Source organism: Streptomyces sp. NBC_01426 (assembly GCF_036231985.1).
Taxonomy (GTDB): Bacteria; Actinomycetota; Actinomycetes; order Streptomycetales; family Streptomycetaceae; genus Streptomyces.
Map to the genome: position 1 here is coordinate 257673 of NZ_CP109501.1, position 17136 is coordinate 274808.

Below are 17136 nucleotides of genomic sequence, written 5' to 3' on the forward strand. Positions count from 1 at the left end.
TCGGAGCATGACCGATATGAAGAATCCGCAGGGTCTCGTCATCGACCGCTACATGCCGGACTGGCATTTCCGGGAACGGCATTGGGTGAAGGTGGGCGCGCCGCGCGAGGAGGTGTTGCGGGCCGCCCGCGAGATGACCTGGCGCGAGGCCCCGGTGGCCCGGATCCTCCTCGCGTTCACCCGGAACAAACTGCGGCCCGACGGCCGGGTGCTCGATGACTTCGCGATGGGCGGCGACACCGTACTGGAGCTGTCCGACAGCGAGTTGGTGTACGGAGGCATCGGTTCACAGGCCGGCCCGGTGAGCCCGGACCGGCCGATGGCCGAGGTGTTCCGCGACTACGCCGAGCCCGGCTGCACCAAGGTGGTCTTCACTCTGCACCTGGCCCGCGGAGTTCTCTCCACGGAGACCCGGATATGGGCCACCGACGAGGAGACCCGGCGCAGGTTCGGACGATACTGGAAGGTGATTCGCATTCCCAGCGGAATGATCAGGATCGCTTTGCTTTCCGCCATCAAGCGTCGCGTCGACGTACGCCCCGGGAATGCCCGGCGTCAGGCCTGAGCGTCCCGTACGACCTCGATGAAACGGCCTGCCGTCGAGTTGCGGTAGAAGTCCTGGGTGGTGACCTTCGGCAGGCCCTGTTCGCGCATCTCGCGAAGCACCCTGATGACCAACAGGGAGTTCCCGCCCAGTTCGAAGAAATTGTCGTTCGGCGTGACGTCCACATTCAGGGCATGGCCCCACAGTTTCAGGATCTGCGCGGTCAACGCGTCGTACGCGTCGCCGGCGGGGACATCGCCGGCGCGCTGCCCGGCGGGTGCGGCGGACGGGGCCGGGAGGGCCGCCGTGTCGACCTTGCCGTTGATGGTGAGGGGGATCGCGTGCACCTCGGTCAGCGTCGAGGGGACCATGTAGGCGGGCAGCATCCCCCGCGCGTGCGCCAGGACGTCCGCCGTGGCGGCGGGGCCGCGCAGGGCCACGTACGCGTCGATGCGGGCGGTCGCCGCGTCGCCGGGGGTGTCGTGGCCCAGCACCGTGGCCGCGCCGACCACGTCGGGGTGGCTGAGCAGCACGTTGCGGATCTCGTCCAGTTCGATGCGGTGGCCGCGGACCTTGACCTGACTGTCGAGCCGGCCGAGGTGGTCGAGGCTGCCGTCGGGGCGCAGTCGGCCCCGGTCGCCGCTGCGGTAGACGCGACCGCCGCCGTACGGGTCGGTGAGGAACCGCTCGGCGGTCAGCTCCGGCAGGCCCAGGTAGCGGTCGGCGACTCCGGCGCCGCCCACGCAGATCTCGCCCGGCGCGCCGATCGGCAGCAGTCGGCCGCGCGGGTCGCGGACCGAGAGGGTCCAGCCGGGCAGCGCGGGACCCACCTCGCGGCCGGCGGCGAGCACGTCCGCCGGGGTCACGGTGTGGGCGGTGACGTGCACGGTGGTCTCGGTGATGCCGAACATGTTCACCAGCCGGCAGTCGGTGTGGGAGTGCCGGGCGAACCAGGGGGCGAGCATCCGTACGTCGAGCGGTTCGCCGCCGAAGACCACCAGGCGCACGGCGAGTTCGGCGGGCGTGCGCCGGTCGGTCTCGACGACCTGCGCGAAGGCCGAAGGGGTCTGGTTGAGCACGGTGACGCGCTCGCGGACGAGCAGGGTGTGGAACAGCTCGGTGTCGCGGGTCGTCCAGTAGTCGACGACGACCAGTCGCCCGCCGGTGAGCAGGCAGCCCCACATCTCCCAGACGGAGAAGTCGAAGGCGCTGGAGTGGAAGAGGGTCCACACGTCGTCGGCGTCGAGCCCGAAGTCCTCGCGGGTCGCCTCGATCAGGGCGGCGACGTTGCGGTGCGGGACCACGACGCCCTTGGGGCGCCCGGTGGAGCCCGAGGTGTAGATGACGTACGCGGGCGCGGAGCCGTCCTCGGGCCGGGGGGCGGCCGGGGGCTCCCCGGCGCCCAGGGAGCGCAGCGCGTCGGGGGTGATCACGCGGACGCCCTCGACGTCGGGGAAGGCGTCGCCGCTGCCGACGACCACGGCGGCGCCCGCGTTCTGAACGGTGTAGCGCAGTCGTTCCACGGGATTGCGCAGGTCCATGGGCACGTACGCACAGCCGGCCTTGAGGACGCCGAGGAGGGTCACCACCAGGTCGGCGTCGCGTTCGAGGGCGACACCGACCATGGCGCCGGGGGCGACTCCCAGGGCGCGCAGCCCGGCGGCGGTGTGTTCGGCGCGGGCGTCGAGCTCGGCGTAGCTGAGGATGGTGTCCCCGGCGGTCAGGGCGATGGCCTCGGGGCGTCGGCGCACGACGTCGGCGAAGAGCCCGTCCAGGGTGCGTCCGGCGGCCTCGGCGCTGCCGACGGCGGGGGTGACGCCGAGTCTCAGTACCCTCTCGGTCTCCTCGGGGGCGAGCAGCTCGATCGTCTCCAGCGGCCGGTCCGGGGCCTGCGCCAACTGGTCCGCGACGCGGGCGACATGGGCGGCGAACCGCTCGGCGACCGCGGGCGCGAGGTCACCGCGGTCGTGGCGCAGGGTCCCGGTGACGGTGCCGTCCGGGTGGCGCACGAAGTGCAGCAACCCGGGCAAGGCGGGGGCCAGGTACGGCAGGCGCCACTGCCCTGGTCGGCCGTCCTCGACCAGGACGCCGATGCCGGCGAGGGTCGACGGGCCCCCGTGGTCGATCTCCCAGCGGGCCCGCAGCGCCGCCGCGTCCTGCGATTCGTCGAGGGGCTCCCCCGCGCCGTACCGGGCCAGTACCAGTGCGGTCGCGGCGGCGAGCAGGGCGGGGTCGCCGGGCAGGTGCTGCGGCAGCGGGACGGGCACCTCGGCGGTGCGGCCCGCCGCGGCCGGGTCGCCCAGGCCCCATTCGAGGGTGGGCCGGTCACCGGCCGGAAGTCCCGCGGCGGCGTCGGCACGCCCGAAGACCAGGGAGGTCCCGTCGAGGGTGACGCCGTGCCGCGCCACGAGCACCAGGTCGGCGGTGCCGTCGCGGTGGCGCAGCAGTACGGCGCGCAGCGGCAGTCCGGTGGCGTGCAGCGGGCGCTCGGCCTCCTGCCGGGCCCGGCTCGCGGCGGCGGGGTGCGCGGCGTCGAACGGCAGCGGCTCCTCCCACAGGCGCAGGGCCGCCAGTTCGGGCCAGGCCTGCGCGGCTCCGGCGCGCAGGCGGCGCTCCAGCTCCGCGGCATCGACCGGGCCCGGCAGTCGGACCACCAGGCTGTGGCAGGACGCGGCCTGACTTCTCGGCATGGTCGGACTCCTGTCGTACGAGAGGGAGCGGGGGGTCAGCGGGCGCTGAAGCCGCCGTCGACGGTGAGAGTGGTCCCGGTGACCTGCCGGGTGTCGTCCCCGGCGAGCCAGAGGGCCGCGCCGGCGATGTCCTGCGGTTCGATGAGGGCGTTCATCGGCTGGGACTGGACGAAGATCTCCTCGTGTTCGTCCACGTCGACGTCGAGCGAGCGGGCGATCTCGGCGAGCATCCGGCCCTCGTGGAGCGGGTCGTCGCGCACCGATCCGGGGCACAGGGCGTTGACCCGAACCCGGAACGGCGCGTAGTCGAGGGCGGCCGCCTTGGTCAGGCCGATCAGGCCGTGCTTCGCGGCGACGTAGCCCGCGAAGTGTCGGTAGCCGACGAGGCCCGCAGTGGAGGCGACGTTGATGACGCTGCCCGAGCGCTGTTCGACCATGGCGGGGACGAGGGCCTTCATCATGCGCCAGGCGCCGGTGAGGTCGATGCCGACCATGAGTTCCCACTCGTCCTCGGCGATCTCGTGGACGGCCTTGCCCGACGGCGCCGCGATGCCCGCGTTGTTCAGCAGGACGTCCACGGTGCCGAAGCGCTCCCACGTCTGTTCGGCGACGGCGGCGACGGCGCGCGCGTCGCGGACGTCGGCGACGGCCGTGTGCACGGCGACGCCGTGCGCCCGGCAGAGCCTCGCGGTGTGTTCCAGCTGCCGCTCGGAGCCCAGCGGGTACGGCACTCCGGCCACGTCCCTGCCGACGTCCACCAGCACGAGGTCCGCGCCCTCCGCGGCGAAGCGAACGGCGCAGGAACGGCCGAGGCCGCGGGCCGCGCCGGTCACCACGGCCGTCTTGCGCCCGAGCCGGGCAGCGCCCGCGGTCATGACCGCAGGTCCGCGGCGACCGCGTCGAGCAGCGGCAACGGCGACTCGGTGAGGTACATGTGGCCGCCTCGCGGTTCCACGAGCCGGAAGGCGGCGGTGGTGGCCCGCCGCCACTCCTCGGCCTGTTCACGGGTCACCAGGTGGTCGTCCGTGGCGCGCAGCGAGGTGACGGGGGTGTGCAGCGGCTCGTCGGAGACCGGCTTGTAGTTCTCGTGCATCTCGACGTCCGCCCGCAGGATCGGCAGCAGCAGCTCCCGCATGTCGGGGTCGGCCAGCGCGTCGTGTTCGTATCCGGCGAACTCCCGCACCCGGGCGAGGAAGCCGTCGTCGTCCAGGCCCGTCGCCCGCCGGGTGCGGCCGGTCCAGGGGCCCGGGGAGCCGCTGACGAACAGGTGGGTGAGGTTCACGGCCGCGTCCTGCTCCAGGCGGCGGGCGACCTCGTAGGCGAGCACCGCGCCCAGGCTGTGGCCGAAGAGCGCGACGGGCCCGTCCCCGGCCAGGTCGGCGACGCGCGGGGCGAGGGCCTCGGCCGCGTCGACGGCGTCGTGGAAGGGCTCGTCGAGGAAGAGTTCCTCGCGGCCGGGCAGTTGGAGCGGCACTATGCGCGGTGCGTCGGCGGGGAGGTCTTTCCAGGCGCGGTAGAAACCGGCGCCGCCTCCCGCGAACGGGAGGCACACCAAGGAGTGGGTCATGAGCGGCATCGCTTTCTGGGAAGCTGCGTGAGAGCCACGCTTTCATCGGCTCCGGACATGGGCAACGGGCGCTGCAGATTGCTGCCAACGCCCGTTGCCCGACCGCCCGGCGGGGGACGTCAGGCGGCGTCCATGGCGTCGGCCAGCGACTTCGGGCGCATGTCGGTCCAGTTCTCGTTGATGTGGTCGAGGCAGGCCTGGCGGCCGTCCTCGCCGTGCGCGACGGTCCAGCCGGCGGGGACCTCGGCGAAGGCGGGCCAGAGCGAGTGCTGGTTCTCCTCGTTCACGAGGACCAGGTAACGGGCGTCGTCGTTCTCGAACGGGTTCGTGGCCATGGCCGGTTCTTCCTTCGGTGTGAGTGCGTGGGAGGGTCAGGCGGCGCGCGCGTTCAGCTGCTCGACGAAGTCGGACAGCCGGTCGACGCCCCAGAACTTGTCGAATCCGCTGATGAAGAAGGGAACGCCGAAGACCCCGTCGCGGTGCAGGGAGTTCAGCGCGTCGAGCCCCGATGCGCGGATCGTCGGATCCTCGTGGGCCCGGGCGAGGACCTCCGGGTCCAGGCCGAGGGTGCGTCCGATCCGGCGCATGGTGTCCGGGTCGGAGATGTCCTCGCCGAGTTCCCAGCGGGCCCGGTAGGTCTCGGCGATGAACTCGGGTCCGGCGCCGAGCCGGTCGGCCGCGAGGTAGGCCAGGTGCGAGACCTCCCAGTGCGGGGCGGGATCCACGGGCCACACCATGTCCAGGCCCCGGGCCCGGGCGAGGCGGCGGACGTCCTGGAGGATGTAGAGGTGCTTCTCCTTGGACATCGGGACGTACGGCAGCGTGATGTTGCTGCGTTCCAGTTCGTCCAGGGCCGGTTCGTCCGGCTCCCAGAACGGCAGCCAATCGATCCGACCGGCCACGTCGGGGTGCCGGTCCACCAGGTCCCGGTACGCCATCCAGGAGTAGGGGCTGCGGAAGGAGAAGTACCAGCGTGGTCCGCGGCGTGCCATCACCGGCCTCCAATGGTTTCGTAGGGGTGCTCGGGGCGGTTCGGGTCGTGCGGGGGTTCAGATGGTGATGCCGCCGTCGATCTGCAGGACGGCGCCGGTGACGTAGGCGGCCCGGTCCGAGACGAGGTAGGCGACCATGTCGGCGACCTCGTGCGCGGTGCCCATGCGGCCCAGCGGAATGGAGGCGAGCGCCTCCTTCCGGGCCTTGTCGTTCATCTCGGCGACCATGTCGGTCTCGATGAACCCCGGCGCGACCGCGTTGACGCGGATGCCGGCGCGGCCGGTCTCCTTGGCCAGGGCGCGGGAGAATCCGATGATCCCCGCCTTGGAGGCGGAGTAGTTGGTCTGGGTGCGGTGGCCGTAGACCCCGGCGACCGAGGAGATGTTGACGATGGCACCGCGGCGGCGCTTCATCATGCCGAAGACCACGGCGCGGCAGACGTGGTAGACGCCGTCGAGGTTGGTGTCGATGACCTGGCGCCACTGTTCGTCGTCCATGAGGACGAGCGGGTTGTCCCGGGTGATGCCGGCCGCGGTGACGGCCGCGTCGATCGGGCCGAGCCGGTCCTCGGTGGCCTCGATCCAGCCCCGTACGGCGGCGCCGTCGGCGACGTCGGCACGGGTGCCGACCACGCGTACGCCGAACTCCTGGCCGCTCTTCTCCAGGTCGCGTGCGGCGTCGTCGTCCGAGCGGTAGCAGAACGCGACGTCGAATCCGTCGCGGGCCAGCGCGCGGACCGTGGCGCGGCCGATGCCGCGCGAGCCGCCGCTGACGAGAGCCACCCTGCTCGTGCTGTCCGACATGCTCTCTCCTCAGGCGCTTGCCGGGCGCAGGGCCTCGGCGGGGCGGAAGGCCATGACGATGCGGCCCACGGTCATCACCGTCTCGCCGGCCGAGCGGGTCTCGCCCTCGAACAGCAGGGTGTCGTCGACCTTGCGGTCGAGGCGCACGCGGTGTTCCAGGACCTCTCCGGGCAGCACCGGTCGGTGGAACTCGACGCCGGTCATGGCGCCGAACAGCATCACCTGGCCGGTGAGGACGTCCGGGTTGGGGTCGTCCCAGGTGGCGAGGACTCCGGCGGACTGGCACCAGGACTCCACGAGGAGGGTCGGCGGGTACGCGAAGTCCTCGTCCGGGGTGTCCGCGCCGAACCGCTCGTACCAGGGCTCGTTGCAGGTGATCGCCTTGAGGGCGGTCAGCCGCTCGCCGGGGGCGATGTCGACGACCCGGTCGACCAGGAGCATCGGGAAGCGGTGCGGCAGCCGGGCCCTGATGTCACGCTGGCCGATCATGCCGCTGCCCGTCCGGTCGCGGGCAGGCCGTAGCGCAGCCGGACGCCGGCGGCGGGGCCGCGCCCGGTGGTGAGCTTCGCCCGGCACTGCCAGTCGCCGGTCGGGGTCCGCTTCCAGTCCAGGGCGATGTCCACCCGGTCGCCGGGGAAGACCGGCCCGGTGAACCGGGTGGACTCCACGGCGGTCAACTCGGCGCCCTTGGCGCCGGGCGGCAGCGTGGCCTGGGCGCCCTGGCGGGCGCACTCCACCAGGCAGACTCCGGGGAAGATCGGGAAGCCCGGGTAGTGGCCGGGCAGCACGGTCTCGGTGCCGGCCACCGTGAAGTGGGCGGCCGCGGCGTTCGACTCGCCCTCGGCGGGCAGCACCTCGACCGTGCCGCGAAGTGGGCTCGCGGCGGGCATCAGGCGGCCTGCGCGGCGTCGAGCCGGCCCAGCAGGACGTCGTAGGCGCTCTGTAGGGTGGCGATCTGCTTGAGGTCGGACTCCGGCAGCTTGACGGAGTACTTCTTCTCCAGCACGACGACGATCTCCAGCGCCATCAGCGAGTCGACCTCCAGGTCGTCGACGAAGCGCGCGTGGTCGGTCACCTCGGCGAGGTCGACGTCGAGCACCTGCGCCACGATCGCGCGCAGTTCTTCCTTCTCCAGCACTGTTCGGTTCCTTTCGGGAGGGGCGGGGCTCAGCGCAGGCCGAGCAGGGCGCAGCCGACGGTGCCGGTGCGGTCCACGGAGGTGATCACGCCGATCCGGCCGGCGGCGTCGGCGGGCCGGTCCTCGGCGTACGACAGCAGGGCGGCGGTCTGGAAGGCGGCCGCGGCGGCGCCGGTGTCACCGATGAGTGCGCTCGGCGTCAGGTCGACGGGGGCGGGCTCCCCGAACACCTCCCGCACCGCGTCGGCTTCGCCTCGGCCCTCGCGGCCGGGTGCTCCGGACCGGGCGACGACGGCCACCCGGCCGGGTTCGACGCCGGCCCGGCGCAGTGCCGAGCGCAGGCAGGAGACGAGGGCGGGGCGGGTGTCGCCGTCGAGGACGACGCCGAGTTCCACCGCGAGGAGTTCGGCGAGCACGGGCTGGTCGGGGTCGTCGGGCGTGTGTGGTTCGACGAGCAGCATGGCGCAGCCCTCGCCGAGCACCGGTGCGGCCTCGGTGCCCGGGTCGGCGCTGTGGTGCTCCAGCCAGGCGCGGGCCTGCGAGAACTCCTCGGCGGCGCCGCACAGCACGGTGCGGGCGCGGCCCGCCCCCAGGAGCCTGCGGGAGTAGTTGAGGGCGTGCAGGCCGGCGGTGCGGCCGCCCGCGATGGTGGCGTTGGGGCCCTTGAGCTGGTACCAGATGGCGCTCTGGCCGGCAGCGCAGTTCATGACGGTGTTGGGGAACCGCGCCGGGTCGACGAAGAAGGGCTGCTCACCGGTGAGGGAGTCGCGGGTGAAGTCCATCATGGACTGGGCGCTGCCCGTGGTGGTGCCGAGGGCGAACGCCGCGCCCTCGCCGGTGCCGACGGCGCGGTTGCGGTCGGCGTCGTCCAGCAGGGATCCGACGGCGGTGACGGCGAGGCCGGTGACCCGGTCCATCGAGCGGGTGCCCTTCTTGCCGAGCACGTCCCGGATGCCGAAGGCGGGCACGACGCAACCGACGCCGTCGGGTGTGCTGCCGTGTTCGGGGCCGAGTTCGGTGACGGTACCGCGTCGTTCCCGCAGTCCCTCGGCGAACGCGGCTCTGCCGATGCCGTACGGGGACACGGCCGACCAGGCGGTGATCACCGGGCGTCCGGTGCTCGTGGTGGCAGTGGTCATGACCGTCACCTGTTTCCTTTCCGTTGCGGGTGCGTCGTGCGGACGCGGCGTATCGGGCGCCGGGTCCGGGGTCAGAGGAAGAAGACCATCCGGTAGTGGGCCCATCGCTCGGCCGTCTCGCCCCGGCGGGTGAGCGCGATTCCCTCGATGAGCGGGCGGGTCGAGCCGAGGGCCTCGATGTCGGGCTCCTCCACCCGGATCCGCACGCCGGCGTCGAGCAGGGTGCGCAGCCCCTTGCGGGGATCGCTGAGGGTGTCCACCGTGCGAGCGCCGATGCGCAGGCTCGGCACCGGGCCGGCGTCCAGTGCGTAGGTCACGGCCGAGCCGCGCAGCAGGACGTCGAGGCCGCCGAGTTGCCGGTGGAGCTCGGTGGCCAGGTAGAGCTCGTCGAAGAACTGCTTCTCCAGCGCGCCCCGGTAGCCGCGTTCCACGATGGCCAGCACCCGGTCGTCCATCAGATCACCCCCAGGAGCAGGGTCTTGTCGGCTGCCGCGACGTTGGCCGCGTATCCCGCGGGCGGGCGGAGCACCACTTGGGGAAGGTGGTCCACCGCCCCCCGGTCGTCGCTGCAGAAGCGGCAGCCGTACCAGTACAGCCGGCCCTCGTACGCGGTGAGGAGTTCCTCGGCGAGGGTGGCCGTGGAGGGGTGCTCCCGGTTCCAGTCGGCGAGGTTGCGCGGCTTGTCGCGGCCGAGTGCGCGCTGCGTGAGCAGGGTCGCGTACCCGCAGGTCCACACCTGTACGGTGGCGCCGCGTTCCAGAAGGGCCTGGGTCAGTCGCAGTGCGCTGGTGACCTGGTCCGACGCGTGGGGGGCACCCATGAGGGTGATGAGCACGTCCGTGTGCGGAATCTGCCTTGCCACTTAGTGCCACACCACCCGGACGGCCGGATCGAGGATCCAGCCCGCCACCACGTCCATGCCGACCACGCGCAGTTCGGGGCGCAGGGCCCCCGCGTCCAGGCCGTGCTGGGCCAGCGAGAAGCTGTCCGCGGCCAGCACCCCGCCCTCCTTCTGGAACCGGTCCAGGTCGTTGTCGCTGCCGGGGACGGCGAGGACGACGCCCTCCTGGACCAGGAAGAGAAGCGCCGACTGCCCGGTGAGGACCTGGGTGACCGCGTCGCGCCGGAAGCCGGCGTCCTGCGCGACGCGCCCCTGGCTCTCGATGAGCAGCAGCCGCGGGGTACCGCTCTCCCACGTGTCGCTCACGCCTGCGGCGCTCCGCTGATGGCGTCGACGACGTGCTGGTCGAAGTTGACCAGGCTCCAGTCGCGGCGGTTGAGGATGACGGCGTAGCCGTGCACGATGCGGCCGGTGGCGGTCTTGACCAGCTTGCCGTCGCGCAGCACGTAGAAGTCCATGCGCGAGGTGTAGGTGAAGTCCTTGAAGACCTCCTCGACGGTGTAGACCGTGTAGAGGTCCTCCTCCATCAGCGCCTCGTCGAGGATGCGGATGTCCGAACGGGGCACCACCGGGATCCAGCGGCGGTCGTCGAGCAGGGTCTTGATGGAGATGCCGCGGTCGGCGACGAAACGGTCCTTGCCCTCCTCCATCAGGCGCAGGTAGCCGGACATCTGGATGCGCTCGGTGAAGTGGCAGTACGGGTACGGGATGTTCCACTTCCAGGCGTACGCGTTCCGCCCGTCGGTCAGCGAGGCGAGGATGTCCTCCTCGGCGGGGGCGGCGGTTCCCGGCTCGCGCTCCAGGTCGTCGCCGAGCGTGGCGACGGCGAAGCGGTCGAGCTGCGCGGGGACCTCGCCGGCCGCCTCCAGGTAGGTGTCGACGCGCAGCGAGACGCGGACCTTGGAGGTGACCGCCTTGTGGATCTCGCCGTCGCGCTCGAACCGGATGGTGATCTTGAAGCCGAGCGTCTCGTCGTCGTCCGCGGTCCACGGCACGACCTCGGCGTCGGCGATGTCGTCCATGTGGAAGGCGTGCAGGATGCGGCTGTCGATGGAGACCAGGTCGAGGCCGAGGCCGTACTCCTCGTACAGTCCGCGGGCGGGCAGCCCGGACTGGCGGAAGTGGTCCAGGACGGCTTCCTCGACGAGGTAGTTGACGTGCTTGAAGCCGATCCACGTGCAGATGTTGGACCCCTCGTAGCGGGGGCGTACCCGGGTGGTGGTGGGGGTGTTCAACAGCGCCTTGACGGCCGTGTCCGTAACGAGGGTCATCGCTGGAGCTCCAGGGCGTTGGGAGGGGCCGTCCCGCGCTGCGGTGCCGGGCCCAGGGTCGAGTTGACGAAGCCGCTCACCGCGGTGGCGAAGGCGCCGGCCGCGTCGAGCATCGGGAAGTGCCCGCTGCCGGGCAGGATGTGCGACAGCCCGTCGGGGAGGGCCTCGGCGAGCGCCACGCCCTCCTTCGGGCGGGCGGCGAAGTCGTGCTCGCCGCCGAGCACCAGGGTGGGGACCGTGATCCGGCCGGTCTCCAGGGTGGGCGTGCGCAGGTACAGGTCGAAGAAGCGGAGCCAGCCGTAGGGGCCGACCCGGTCGCGGACCCGCTCCCCCATCGCCTGCCGGACGTCGTCCGGGACGCGTCCGCCGGAGTGGGCGCGGATCCCTTCCTCCATGATCAGGTGGAAGTCGTTGAGGTAGTAGCTGATGGTGTCCCAGTCGAACTGGTCGGCACGGCCCCGGTAGAAGGGCGAGACCAGGACCAGGGCCCGGATGCCGAACTGGCGCAGGGCGTCGACACCGCCCCGCATCTTCTGGTCGAGCAGGTCGAGGAGCACGTTGGCCGCCATGGAGTGGGCGACCACCACCTCGGCCCCGCCGGGCACCGCCTCCAGCGCCTTGGCGAGCCCGCCCCGCAGGTTGGGCTGCTCGCTCCACTCGGCGATGGTCTCGGTGCGCCACGGCAGCCGCGCGGTCCACAGTTGGTAGTCCTGCGGCAGCTCGGGGAGCGCGCGCTCCCAGACGGTGTCGGTGGCGGCGAGACCGTGCAGCAGCAGGACGCGCGGACCGGTGCCTTCGGTGCGCTGTTCGACGGCGACCGGACGCAGGTCGATGTGGGTGTTCACGAGGGTCTCCTCACGGCCGCTCACGCCGCTTCGGGCGCGAACAGCAGCAGATCGGCGCGGCCGTCGTCGGTGGCGGTGCCCGTCACGGCCTGTACGGGTCCGCGCTCGCCGGCGTCGAACCAGCCGACGGCGGCGGCCACCTGGAGCAGCCCGGACGCGCCGGAAGCCGTCCCGAAGTGCTCGGGCAGCGCCCAGCGGCGCCCGCGGGCGCTCTGCTCGCCCGCGCCCCGGCGGTAGGGGCCGAGCACGGCCCGTACCGTCGCGGAGCGCTCGGCGGCCGCGGCCCGCGACTCGACCACCAGGGCCGCGCCGCCGTCGACCGCCCGGCCGCCGCCGAGCAGCCGGCGCACCACCTCGTTGTCGGGTTCGACGCCGAGCACCAGGACCCGCTCGGTCCGGCCGGCCGTGATCATGGTGGCCGCCCAGTGGACGGCGTCCAGGCCCGAGGTCTCACCGTTGCAGACCATCAGGTTGGGGCCGCGGAGCCCGTAGCGGATGGCCGCCGAGGAGGCGATGACGTTGCTGGAGGCGTTGGGCAGGTCCATCGGGCTGGTGGCCGTGACGGTCTCCTCCCGGATGGTGTCCAGCGCCCGGGCGACGGTGTCCAGGTTGCCGAAGTTGGAGCTGGCGACCACGCCGACGCTCGCGGCGGGCACCGTGAGCCCGTCCTTCTCCTCGCCGAGCAGGCCGGCGTCGCGCAGTGCGGCGGCGCTCAGCGCGTAGCCGAGCTGGGTGGCCCGGTCCTTGTAGCGCAGGCCCTTCTTCCCCACGTGCGCGGCGGGGTCGACGGGCGCGCCGCCCGGCGGCGGTCCGTCGGCCAGGGCCCGTGCGCTGTCGGTGCCGGGCAGCAGTACGGCCGCTCCGGTGACCACGACGACGGTGTCGGTGCTCTGGGTGGTCATCGGGGGCCCTCCACTATGGCCACGGCGTTGATGCCGCCGAATCCGAAGGCGTTGAGCTGTGCCACCTTCAGCGGCTGGTCGGTGACCGCCTGCCGGGTGACGAAGCGGAACGGCGCGGCCTCCTCGACCGGTTCGTCGAGGCCCACGGTCGGGGGCACCCGCCCCTCGTTGAGCGCTTGGAGGCCCACGATCAGGTTGATCAGGCCGGACGCCCCGGAGGTGTGTCCGGTCATGGACTTCACGGCCGTCATCAGCGGCCCTTCGGCGTCCTCGCCGAGCACGTCGGCCAGCGCGGTCGCCTCCGCCTCGTCGTTGAGCAGGGTCCCGGTGCCGTGCAGCATGACCAGATCGACGTCGGACGGCTTGACGCCGGCCAGCCGGTGGGCGGCGCGCATGGCCTCGGCTATGCCCTCGGGAGAGGGGGCGGTGACGTGGTAGGCGTCGCAGTTGACGGCGACGCCGCGCAGCCGGCCGTGGACCTGCGGCGCACCGGCGTCGTCGCGGCGCAGCACGATCGCGGCCGCGCCGTCGCCCATCAGCACGCCCGTGCGGTTGCGGTCGAAGGGGCGTACCCGGTCGGGGGGCGTCGGGTGGACGCGCTCCAGCAGCCCGTACATCGACTCCGTCAGCACGTCGACGCCGGCGACGATGACGGTGTCGGGCGCGTCCTCGCCCTCCTGGCTCAGGAGGTCGCAGCCCAGGGCGAGCGCGTACAGCGAGGCCGAGCAGGCGTTGGAGAAGGTGTGCGTGACGTCGGCGTTGAAGCGCTCGCGCAGGCCGGTCCCGAAGTGCAGCCCGGAGTCGGCGAACGGGGAGCCGTCACGCCACCACAGTTCGAACGAGCGCAGTTCGCGAAGTCCGGTGCCGACGAGGATGGGGATCCCGCCGAGGTCCTGGCCGAGGCCGGCGTCGGCCGCGGCCTGGGCGATCGCCTCGTGCAGGAGGCGGCCGGCGCGGGCGGGGACGTCCTCGCCGACGGCTGGTCGGTCGTCGACCTCGTAGGCGTGCCGCGCCCGGAACCGTGTGCGGTCGAAGCCGCGCAGTTCGGCGCGTCCGCTGACGCCCCGGCACAGGTTCTCGAAGAGTTCGCCGACACCGGAGCCGGTGGCGGCGACGACGCCCATCCCGATGATGGGACGGCTCATCATGACGCCTCCTTGATCGCGTCGTACCGGCCGAGCAGGACCGCCGCGTTGTTGCCTCCGAAGGCGAGACCGTTGTTCTGAACGATCCTCAGGTCGGCCTCGACGGCCTGGTTCGGCACGCAGTCGACATCGCACTCGGGGTCGGTGGTGACATGGTTGATGGTGGGGGGAATGAAGCGGTTCTGGATGGCGAGGGCGCAGCCGATCGCCCCGAGGGCGCTGGCGGCGCCCATGCTGTGGCCGAGCATCGACTTCATGGAGACGGTGCGGGGAGGCGCGTCTCCGAAGACCTGGCGGATGGCGCCCGCCTCGGTGATGTCGTTGGCCTTGGTGCCCGTGCCGTGCGCCGAGATGAGGTCCACCTCGTGCGGTTCGACACCCGCGTTGTCCAGGGCGAGCCGCATCAGTTCGGCGACGCTGTCCCGGTCGGGTGCGACCTGGTGGTGGGCGTCGCAGTTGAGCCCGTAGCCGAGGACCTCGGCGTAGATGGTGGCACCGCGCTCCAGGGCGGAGTCCAGCCGCTCCAGGACCAGGACGCCCGCGCCCTCGCCGGTGAGGATGCCCTTGCGGTCGATGTCGAAGGGCTGGCAGCGGTCCGGGGCGATGGTGCCCAGCCGGTAGAAGCCCGTGAAGGTCTTGCGACACATCGCGTCCGCACCGCCGCAGAAGGCGAACTCCGCCTCGCCCGAGCTGACGGCGTCGAAGCCGTACCCGATGGCGTAGTTGCCCGCCGAGCAGGCCGTCGGGATGGTGAGCGCCTCCACGTCGGTCAGGCCCAGTTCCTGGGCGATGGCGACCGACAGCCGCCCGGCCGGCACGCGCCGGGCGGCCGTGGGGTCGAAGGAGCCCACACCCTCGGCGAGTTCCCCCGCGACCAGTTGGTCGAGGTCGTAGCTCTCGCCGTCGGTGGTGCCGATCGAGATCAGCCCACGCCGGGTGCGCAACAGCGTCAGATCGAGTCCCGAGTCCTCCAGGGCCATCCGGGCGGCCGCCGCCGAGAACTGCGCGGCCCTGCCGAGCTGTTCCACGTCCAGCGTGCTGATCCATTCCCGCGGGTCGAAATCCGTGATCTCGCACCCGTTCGCGTGGGCGAAGCCCTCCGTGTCGAACACGGAGATGGGCCGGGCACCGCTGCGGCCTTCACGAAGTCCCTGGAGGAACTCCTTCGCGCCGAGTCCGATGCTCGAGACCACTCCCAACCCGGTGAGGACCACCCGGTGCCGCTCCGGCCGGATCCGGCCGGTGCCACGTTCTGCCGCCGTCATGGCAACCTCCCAATCCGCCGGAGCGGAATCGACTACCAGTTGGCCGGCTCGGACACGACCTCGTAGACGCCCTTGAGGTTCACCATGCGAGGCAGCTCGCTCTGGTTGATGACGACGCGGAACTCCTTCTCAAGGGCCGCGAGGATCTCGATGGCGCGGAGCGAGTCGGCATTGTGGTCCTCCTTGAAAAGGCTGACCTCGCTGACCTCGTCCTCCTCGATTTCGAGAATGTCGCAGACAATTACCTTGATGGTTTCCAGACGCTCGTCGCGCGTAGCAGTCGTCACGTTCATACCCTTCTCGGATTCGCCGCCACAACGTACGCGGCCCGGTTACTCGCAAATGAATGGTGCGATGGCTCGTTCTTTTCCCACAACGACGGCTGCAACAAGCTGCCACGGCCGCCGGTGAATTCAGGATCCGGTGGCTCCGGCCGGAATCAGATCGCCCCGGGTTCGCAGCAAGGCGTCACCCAGGGCCACGGCCGCGTCGGTGCCGGAACCGGTCAGGGCGCGGCCCGGCACCCGCGGCATCCGGGCGGCGGGGCCGGAGAGCACGAGGGCGGCGGTCGTACCGCCGCCGGCGCCGCGCACGGGGACCGCGTACGAGACGGTGCCGGGCGCCACGGGGTCGGGGCCGTAGGCCCAGCCCCGGTGGCGCACCAGGGCCAGGTGCGCCGCGGTGAACCGGGCACGGACGAGGCCCTCGTACAGTTCCTCGGGCTCCTCCCAGGCCAGCAGCACCTGGGCGGCGGGGCCGGCGGTGGCCGGGCGGGCCGTTCCGACCGCGCCCGCCTCGGGGGCGTCGCCGCGGTCGACGGAGCTCGCGACGCACATCTGCAGCCGCCCGCGCCGGCGGTAGAGCCGGGCGTCCAGACCGGTCCGCTCGGACAGCTCGGCGAGGACCGGGCCGCAGACCTGGGCCAGCCGGTCGCCGCGCGCCTCGACGGCGAGCAGCCCGAGCCGGGGCCCGAGCACGAAGCGGCCCTGCGGGTCGCGCGTGAGCAGGCCGAGCCGCTCCAGGGCGACCGCGATCCGGTACGTGGTCGGCCGGGAGAGCCCGCTGTGGGCGACCAGTTGGACGAGCGTGGCCGGGCGGCTCTCCACGATGTCGAGCAGGACGGAGGCCTTGTCGAGCACTCCGACTCCGCTCATCGGCCGTGGTCGCACCTCGGTGCTCACCGTCTCGGGGCCAGCCGTGCGCGGATGTCGGCGATGAGCGCGTCGCGCTGCTCGACGAGGTAGAAGTGGCCGCCGGGCAGTTCCTTCAGGTCGAAGCCCTTCGGCGCGACGACCGACCAGGCTCGGACCTCGGCGGCGGTGATCTCCGGGTCGCTGTCGCCGACGTACCCGACCACCGGGCAGCCGAGCGGGACGCCGGGGCGCGCGGTGTAGCGGGCGACCGCTTCGAAGTCGGCGCGGATGGCGGGGAGCACCAGGTCGCGCAGGCCCTCGTCGTCGAACAGCGCGGAGTCGGTGCCGCCCAGCCGGCGGACCTCGTCGAGGAGCTCGTCGTCGCCGGCGAAGGCGGCGGTGCGCGGGGTGAGCAGGTGCGGGGCCTTGCGGCAGGAGACCATCAGCAGCTCGGGGACCACCGCGTGACGCTGCTCCAGGCGCAGCGCGATCTCGTAGCCGAGGGTGGCGCCCATGCTGTGACCGAAGAGGGCCAGCGGGACGTCCAGGTAGGGCGGCAGTTCGGCGGCGATCGCGTCGGCGAGTTCCTCCAGAACGGTCCAGGGTGCCTCGGCGATGCGTTCCTGGCGGCCCGGATAGCGCACGGCGAGCACTTCGACGTCGTCACCGAAGGCGTGCCCCCAGCTGTGGAAGAAGCCGGCCGAACCGCCGGCGTGCGGCAGGCAGAGCAGTCGCAGCCGGGGCGTCGCCCCGGTGGCGTATCTGCGCAGCCAGATGCTCTGGGTGCCAAGTCGCATTTT

Annotated in this window: 22 protein-coding genes; 1 reads left to right on the forward strand and 21 read right to left on the reverse strand. The window is 72.2% G+C overall.

Going from position 1 to position 17136, the window contains the following annotated elements; translation table 11 throughout:
* Positions 1-7 precede the first annotated feature (7 nt).
* Entirely contained in the window at positions 8-565 is a 558-nt protein-coding gene (locus OG906_RS35580; protein ID WP_329448405.1) for a hypothetical protein, read from the forward strand.
* On the opposite strand, the gene OG906_RS35585 is transcribed toward OG906_RS35580, so the two are convergent.
* The 21 genes from OG906_RS35585 to OG906_RS35685 form a co-directional block, all read right to left on the reverse strand.
* A complete protein-coding gene (locus OG906_RS35585) occupies positions 556-3234 on the reverse strand; it encodes a non-ribosomal peptide synthetase (protein ID WP_329448406.1) in 2679 nt (892 codons plus the stop codon). The genes OG906_RS35580 and OG906_RS35585 overlap by 10 nt on opposite strands.
* Before the next feature lie 35 nt (positions 3235-3269).
* A complete protein-coding gene (locus OG906_RS35590; RefSeq protein WP_267803640.1) occupies positions 3270-4109 on the reverse strand; it encodes an SDR family oxidoreductase in 840 nt (279 codons plus the stop codon).
* Positions 4106-4801 (reverse strand): thioesterase II family protein, encoded by a 696-nt coding sequence (locus OG906_RS35595; protein ID WP_329448407.1) that lies wholly within the window; start codon positions 4799-4801, stop codon positions 4106-4108. The genes OG906_RS35590 and OG906_RS35595 overlap by 4 nt, the downstream gene beginning before the upstream one ends.
* Before the next feature lie 119 nt (positions 4802-4920).
* Positions 4921-5136, reverse strand: coding sequence for an MbtH family protein (locus OG906_RS35600; RefSeq protein ID WP_267803642.1), 216 nt, complete (start codon positions 5134-5136; stop codon positions 4921-4923).
* A 36-nt stretch (positions 5137-5172) separates the two neighbouring features.
* Entirely contained in the window at positions 5173-5793 is a 621-nt protein-coding gene (locus OG906_RS35605; protein ID WP_329448408.1) for a 2-hydroxychromene-2-carboxylate isomerase, read from the reverse strand.
* A gap of 57 nt (positions 5794-5850) precedes the next feature.
* Positions 5851-6597, reverse strand: coding sequence for a 3-oxoacyl-[acyl-carrier-protein] reductase (gene fabG / locus OG906_RS35610; RefSeq protein ID WP_329448409.1), 747 nt, complete (start codon positions 6595-6597; stop codon positions 5851-5853).
* A 9-nt stretch (positions 6598-6606) separates the two neighbouring features.
* Entirely contained in the window at positions 6607-7086 is a 480-nt protein-coding gene (locus tag OG906_RS35615) for a 3-hydroxyacyl-ACP dehydratase FabZ family protein (RefSeq protein ID WP_329448410.1), read from the reverse strand.
* Positions 7083-7487: a 3-hydroxyacyl-ACP dehydratase FabZ family protein gene (locus OG906_RS35620; protein WP_329448411.1), complete on the reverse strand. Its 405-nt coding sequence runs from the start codon at positions 7485-7487 to the stop codon at positions 7083-7085. Before OG906_RS35620 ends, OG906_RS35615 begins: the two co-directional genes overlap by 4 nt.
* On the reverse strand, positions 7487-7735 hold the full coding sequence (locus OG906_RS35625) for an acyl carrier protein (RefSeq protein ID WP_329448412.1): 249 nt from the start codon (positions 7733-7735) through the stop codon (positions 7487-7489). The genes OG906_RS35620 and OG906_RS35625 overlap by 1 nt, the downstream gene beginning before the upstream one ends.
* Before the next feature lie 29 nt (positions 7736-7764).
* Positions 7765-8874: a beta-ketoacyl synthase N-terminal-like domain-containing protein gene (locus OG906_RS35630; protein WP_329448413.1), complete on the reverse strand. Its 1110-nt coding sequence runs from the start codon at positions 8872-8874 to the stop codon at positions 7765-7767.
* Positions 8875-8945: 71 nt separating this feature from the next.
* A complete protein-coding gene (locus OG906_RS35635) occupies positions 8946-9329 on the reverse strand; it encodes a hypothetical protein (RefSeq protein WP_329448414.1) in 384 nt (127 codons plus the stop codon).
* Positions 9329-9736 carry a hypothetical protein gene (locus tag OG906_RS35640; RefSeq protein ID WP_267803650.1) on the reverse strand — a complete coding sequence of 136 codons (408 nt, stop codon included), beginning with the start codon at positions 9734-9736 and terminating at the stop codon, positions 9329-9331. The genes OG906_RS35635 and OG906_RS35640 overlap by 1 nt, the downstream gene beginning before the upstream one ends.
* On the reverse strand, positions 9737-10081 hold the full coding sequence (locus OG906_RS35645; RefSeq protein WP_267803813.1) for a hypothetical protein: 345 nt from the start codon (positions 10079-10081) through the stop codon (positions 9737-9739).
* Positions 10078-11046, reverse strand: coding sequence for a hypothetical protein (locus OG906_RS35650; RefSeq protein ID WP_267803814.1), 969 nt, complete (start codon positions 11044-11046; stop codon positions 10078-10080). Before OG906_RS35650 ends, OG906_RS35645 begins: the two co-directional genes overlap by 4 nt.
* Positions 11043-11891 (reverse strand): alpha/beta fold hydrolase, encoded by an 849-nt coding sequence (locus OG906_RS35655; RefSeq protein WP_329448415.1) that lies wholly within the window; start codon positions 11889-11891, stop codon positions 11043-11045. Before OG906_RS35655 ends, OG906_RS35650 begins: the two co-directional genes overlap by 4 nt.
* 20 nt (positions 11892-11911) lie before the next feature.
* The gene (locus OG906_RS35660; protein WP_329448416.1) at positions 11912-12793 is read right to left on the reverse strand and encodes a beta-ketoacyl synthase N-terminal-like domain-containing protein; all 882 of its coding nucleotides are present in this window, start codon (positions 12791-12793) and stop codon (positions 11912-11914) included.
* Positions 12790-13941, reverse strand: a complete 1152-nt coding sequence (locus OG906_RS35665) for a beta-ketoacyl-[acyl-carrier-protein] synthase family protein (RefSeq protein ID WP_329448417.1) — start codon at positions 13939-13941, stop codon at positions 12790-12792. Before OG906_RS35665 ends, OG906_RS35660 begins: the two co-directional genes overlap by 4 nt.
* Entirely contained in the window at positions 13938-15203 is a 1266-nt protein-coding gene (locus OG906_RS35670) for a beta-ketoacyl-[acyl-carrier-protein] synthase family protein (RefSeq protein ID WP_329448418.1), read from the reverse strand. Before OG906_RS35670 ends, OG906_RS35665 begins: the two co-directional genes overlap by 4 nt.
* Before the next feature lie 32 nt (positions 15204-15235).
* Positions 15236-15496, reverse strand: a complete 261-nt coding sequence (locus tag OG906_RS35675; RefSeq protein WP_267803819.1) for an acyl carrier protein — start codon at positions 15494-15496, stop codon at positions 15236-15238.
* Positions 15497-15616: 120 nt separating this feature from the next.
* The gene (locus OG906_RS35680; RefSeq protein ID WP_329448419.1) at positions 15617-16357 is read right to left on the reverse strand and encodes an IclR family transcriptional regulator; all 741 of its coding nucleotides are present in this window, start codon (positions 16355-16357) and stop codon (positions 15617-15619) included.
* A gap of 23 nt (positions 16358-16380) precedes the next feature.
* Entirely contained in the window at positions 16381-17133 is a 753-nt protein-coding gene (locus OG906_RS35685) for a thioesterase II family protein (protein WP_329448420.1), read from the reverse strand.
* Positions 17134-17136: the final 3 nt, after the last annotated feature.

Bases quoted from the DNA above. Each gene is read 5' to 3' on its own strand.
- OG906_RS35600 (WP_267803642.1), bottom strand. From the start codon at position 5,136: ATGGCCACGAACCCGTTCGAGAACGACGACGCCCGTTACCTGGTCCTC.
- OG906_RS35650 (WP_267803814.1), bottom strand. From the start codon at position 11,046: ATGACCCTCGTTACGGACACGGCCGTCAAGGCGCTGTTGAACACCCCC.
- OG906_RS35595 (WP_329448407.1), bottom strand. From the start codon at position 4,801: ATGACCCACTCCTTGGTGTGCCTCCCGTTCGCGGGAGGCGGCGCCGGT.
- OG906_RS35585 (WP_329448406.1), bottom strand. From the start codon at position 3,234: ATGCCGAGAAGTCAGGCCGCGTCCTGCCACAGCCTGGTGGTCCGACTG.
- OG906_RS35665 (WP_329448417.1), bottom strand. From the start codon at position 13,941: ATGATGAGCCGTCCCATCATCGGGATGGGCGTCGTCGCCGCCACCGGC.
- OG906_RS35660 (WP_329448416.1), bottom strand. From the start codon at position 12,793: ATGACCACCCAGAGCACCGACACCGTCGTCGTGGTCACCGGAGCGGCC.
- OG906_RS35685 (WP_329448420.1), bottom strand. From the start codon at position 17,133: ATGCGACTTGGCACCCAGAGCATCTGGCTGCGCAGATACGCCACCGGG.
- OG906_RS35615 (WP_329448410.1), bottom strand. From the start codon at position 7,086: ATGATCGGCCAGCGTGACATCAGGGCCCGGCTGCCGCACCGCTTCCCG.
- OG906_RS35635 (WP_329448414.1), bottom strand. From the start codon at position 9,329: ATGGACGACCGGGTGCTGGCCATCGTGGAACGCGGCTACCGGGGCGCG.
- fabG (WP_329448409.1), bottom strand. From the start codon at position 6,597: ATGTCGGACAGCACGAGCAGGGTGGCTCTCGTCAGCGGCGGCTCGCGC.
- OG906_RS35605 (WP_329448408.1), bottom strand. From the start codon at position 5,793: ATGGCACGCCGCGGACCACGCTGGTACTTCTCCTTCCGCAGCCCCTAC.
- OG906_RS35580 (WP_329448405.1), top strand. From the start codon at position 8: ATGACCGATATGAAGAATCCGCAGGGTCTCGTCATCGACCGCTACATG.
- OG906_RS35680 (WP_329448419.1), bottom strand. From the start codon at position 16,357: ATGAGCGGAGTCGGAGTGCTCGACAAGGCCTCCGTCCTGCTCGACATC.
- OG906_RS35620 (WP_329448411.1), bottom strand. From the start codon at position 7,487: ATGCCCGCCGCGAGCCCACTTCGCGGCACGGTCGAGGTGCTGCCCGCC.
- OG906_RS35630 (WP_329448413.1), bottom strand. From the start codon at position 8,874: ATGACCACTGCCACCACGAGCACCGGACGCCCGGTGATCACCGCCTGG.
- OG906_RS35675 (WP_267803819.1), bottom strand. From the start codon at position 15,496: ATGAACGTGACGACTGCTACGCGCGACGAGCGTCTGGAAACCATCAAG.
- OG906_RS35590 (WP_267803640.1), bottom strand. From the start codon at position 4,109: ATGACCGCGGGCGCTGCCCGGCTCGGGCGCAAGACGGCCGTGGTGACC.
- OG906_RS35670 (WP_329448418.1), bottom strand. From the start codon at position 15,203: ATGACGGCGGCAGAACGTGGCACCGGCCGGATCCGGCCGGAGCGGCAC.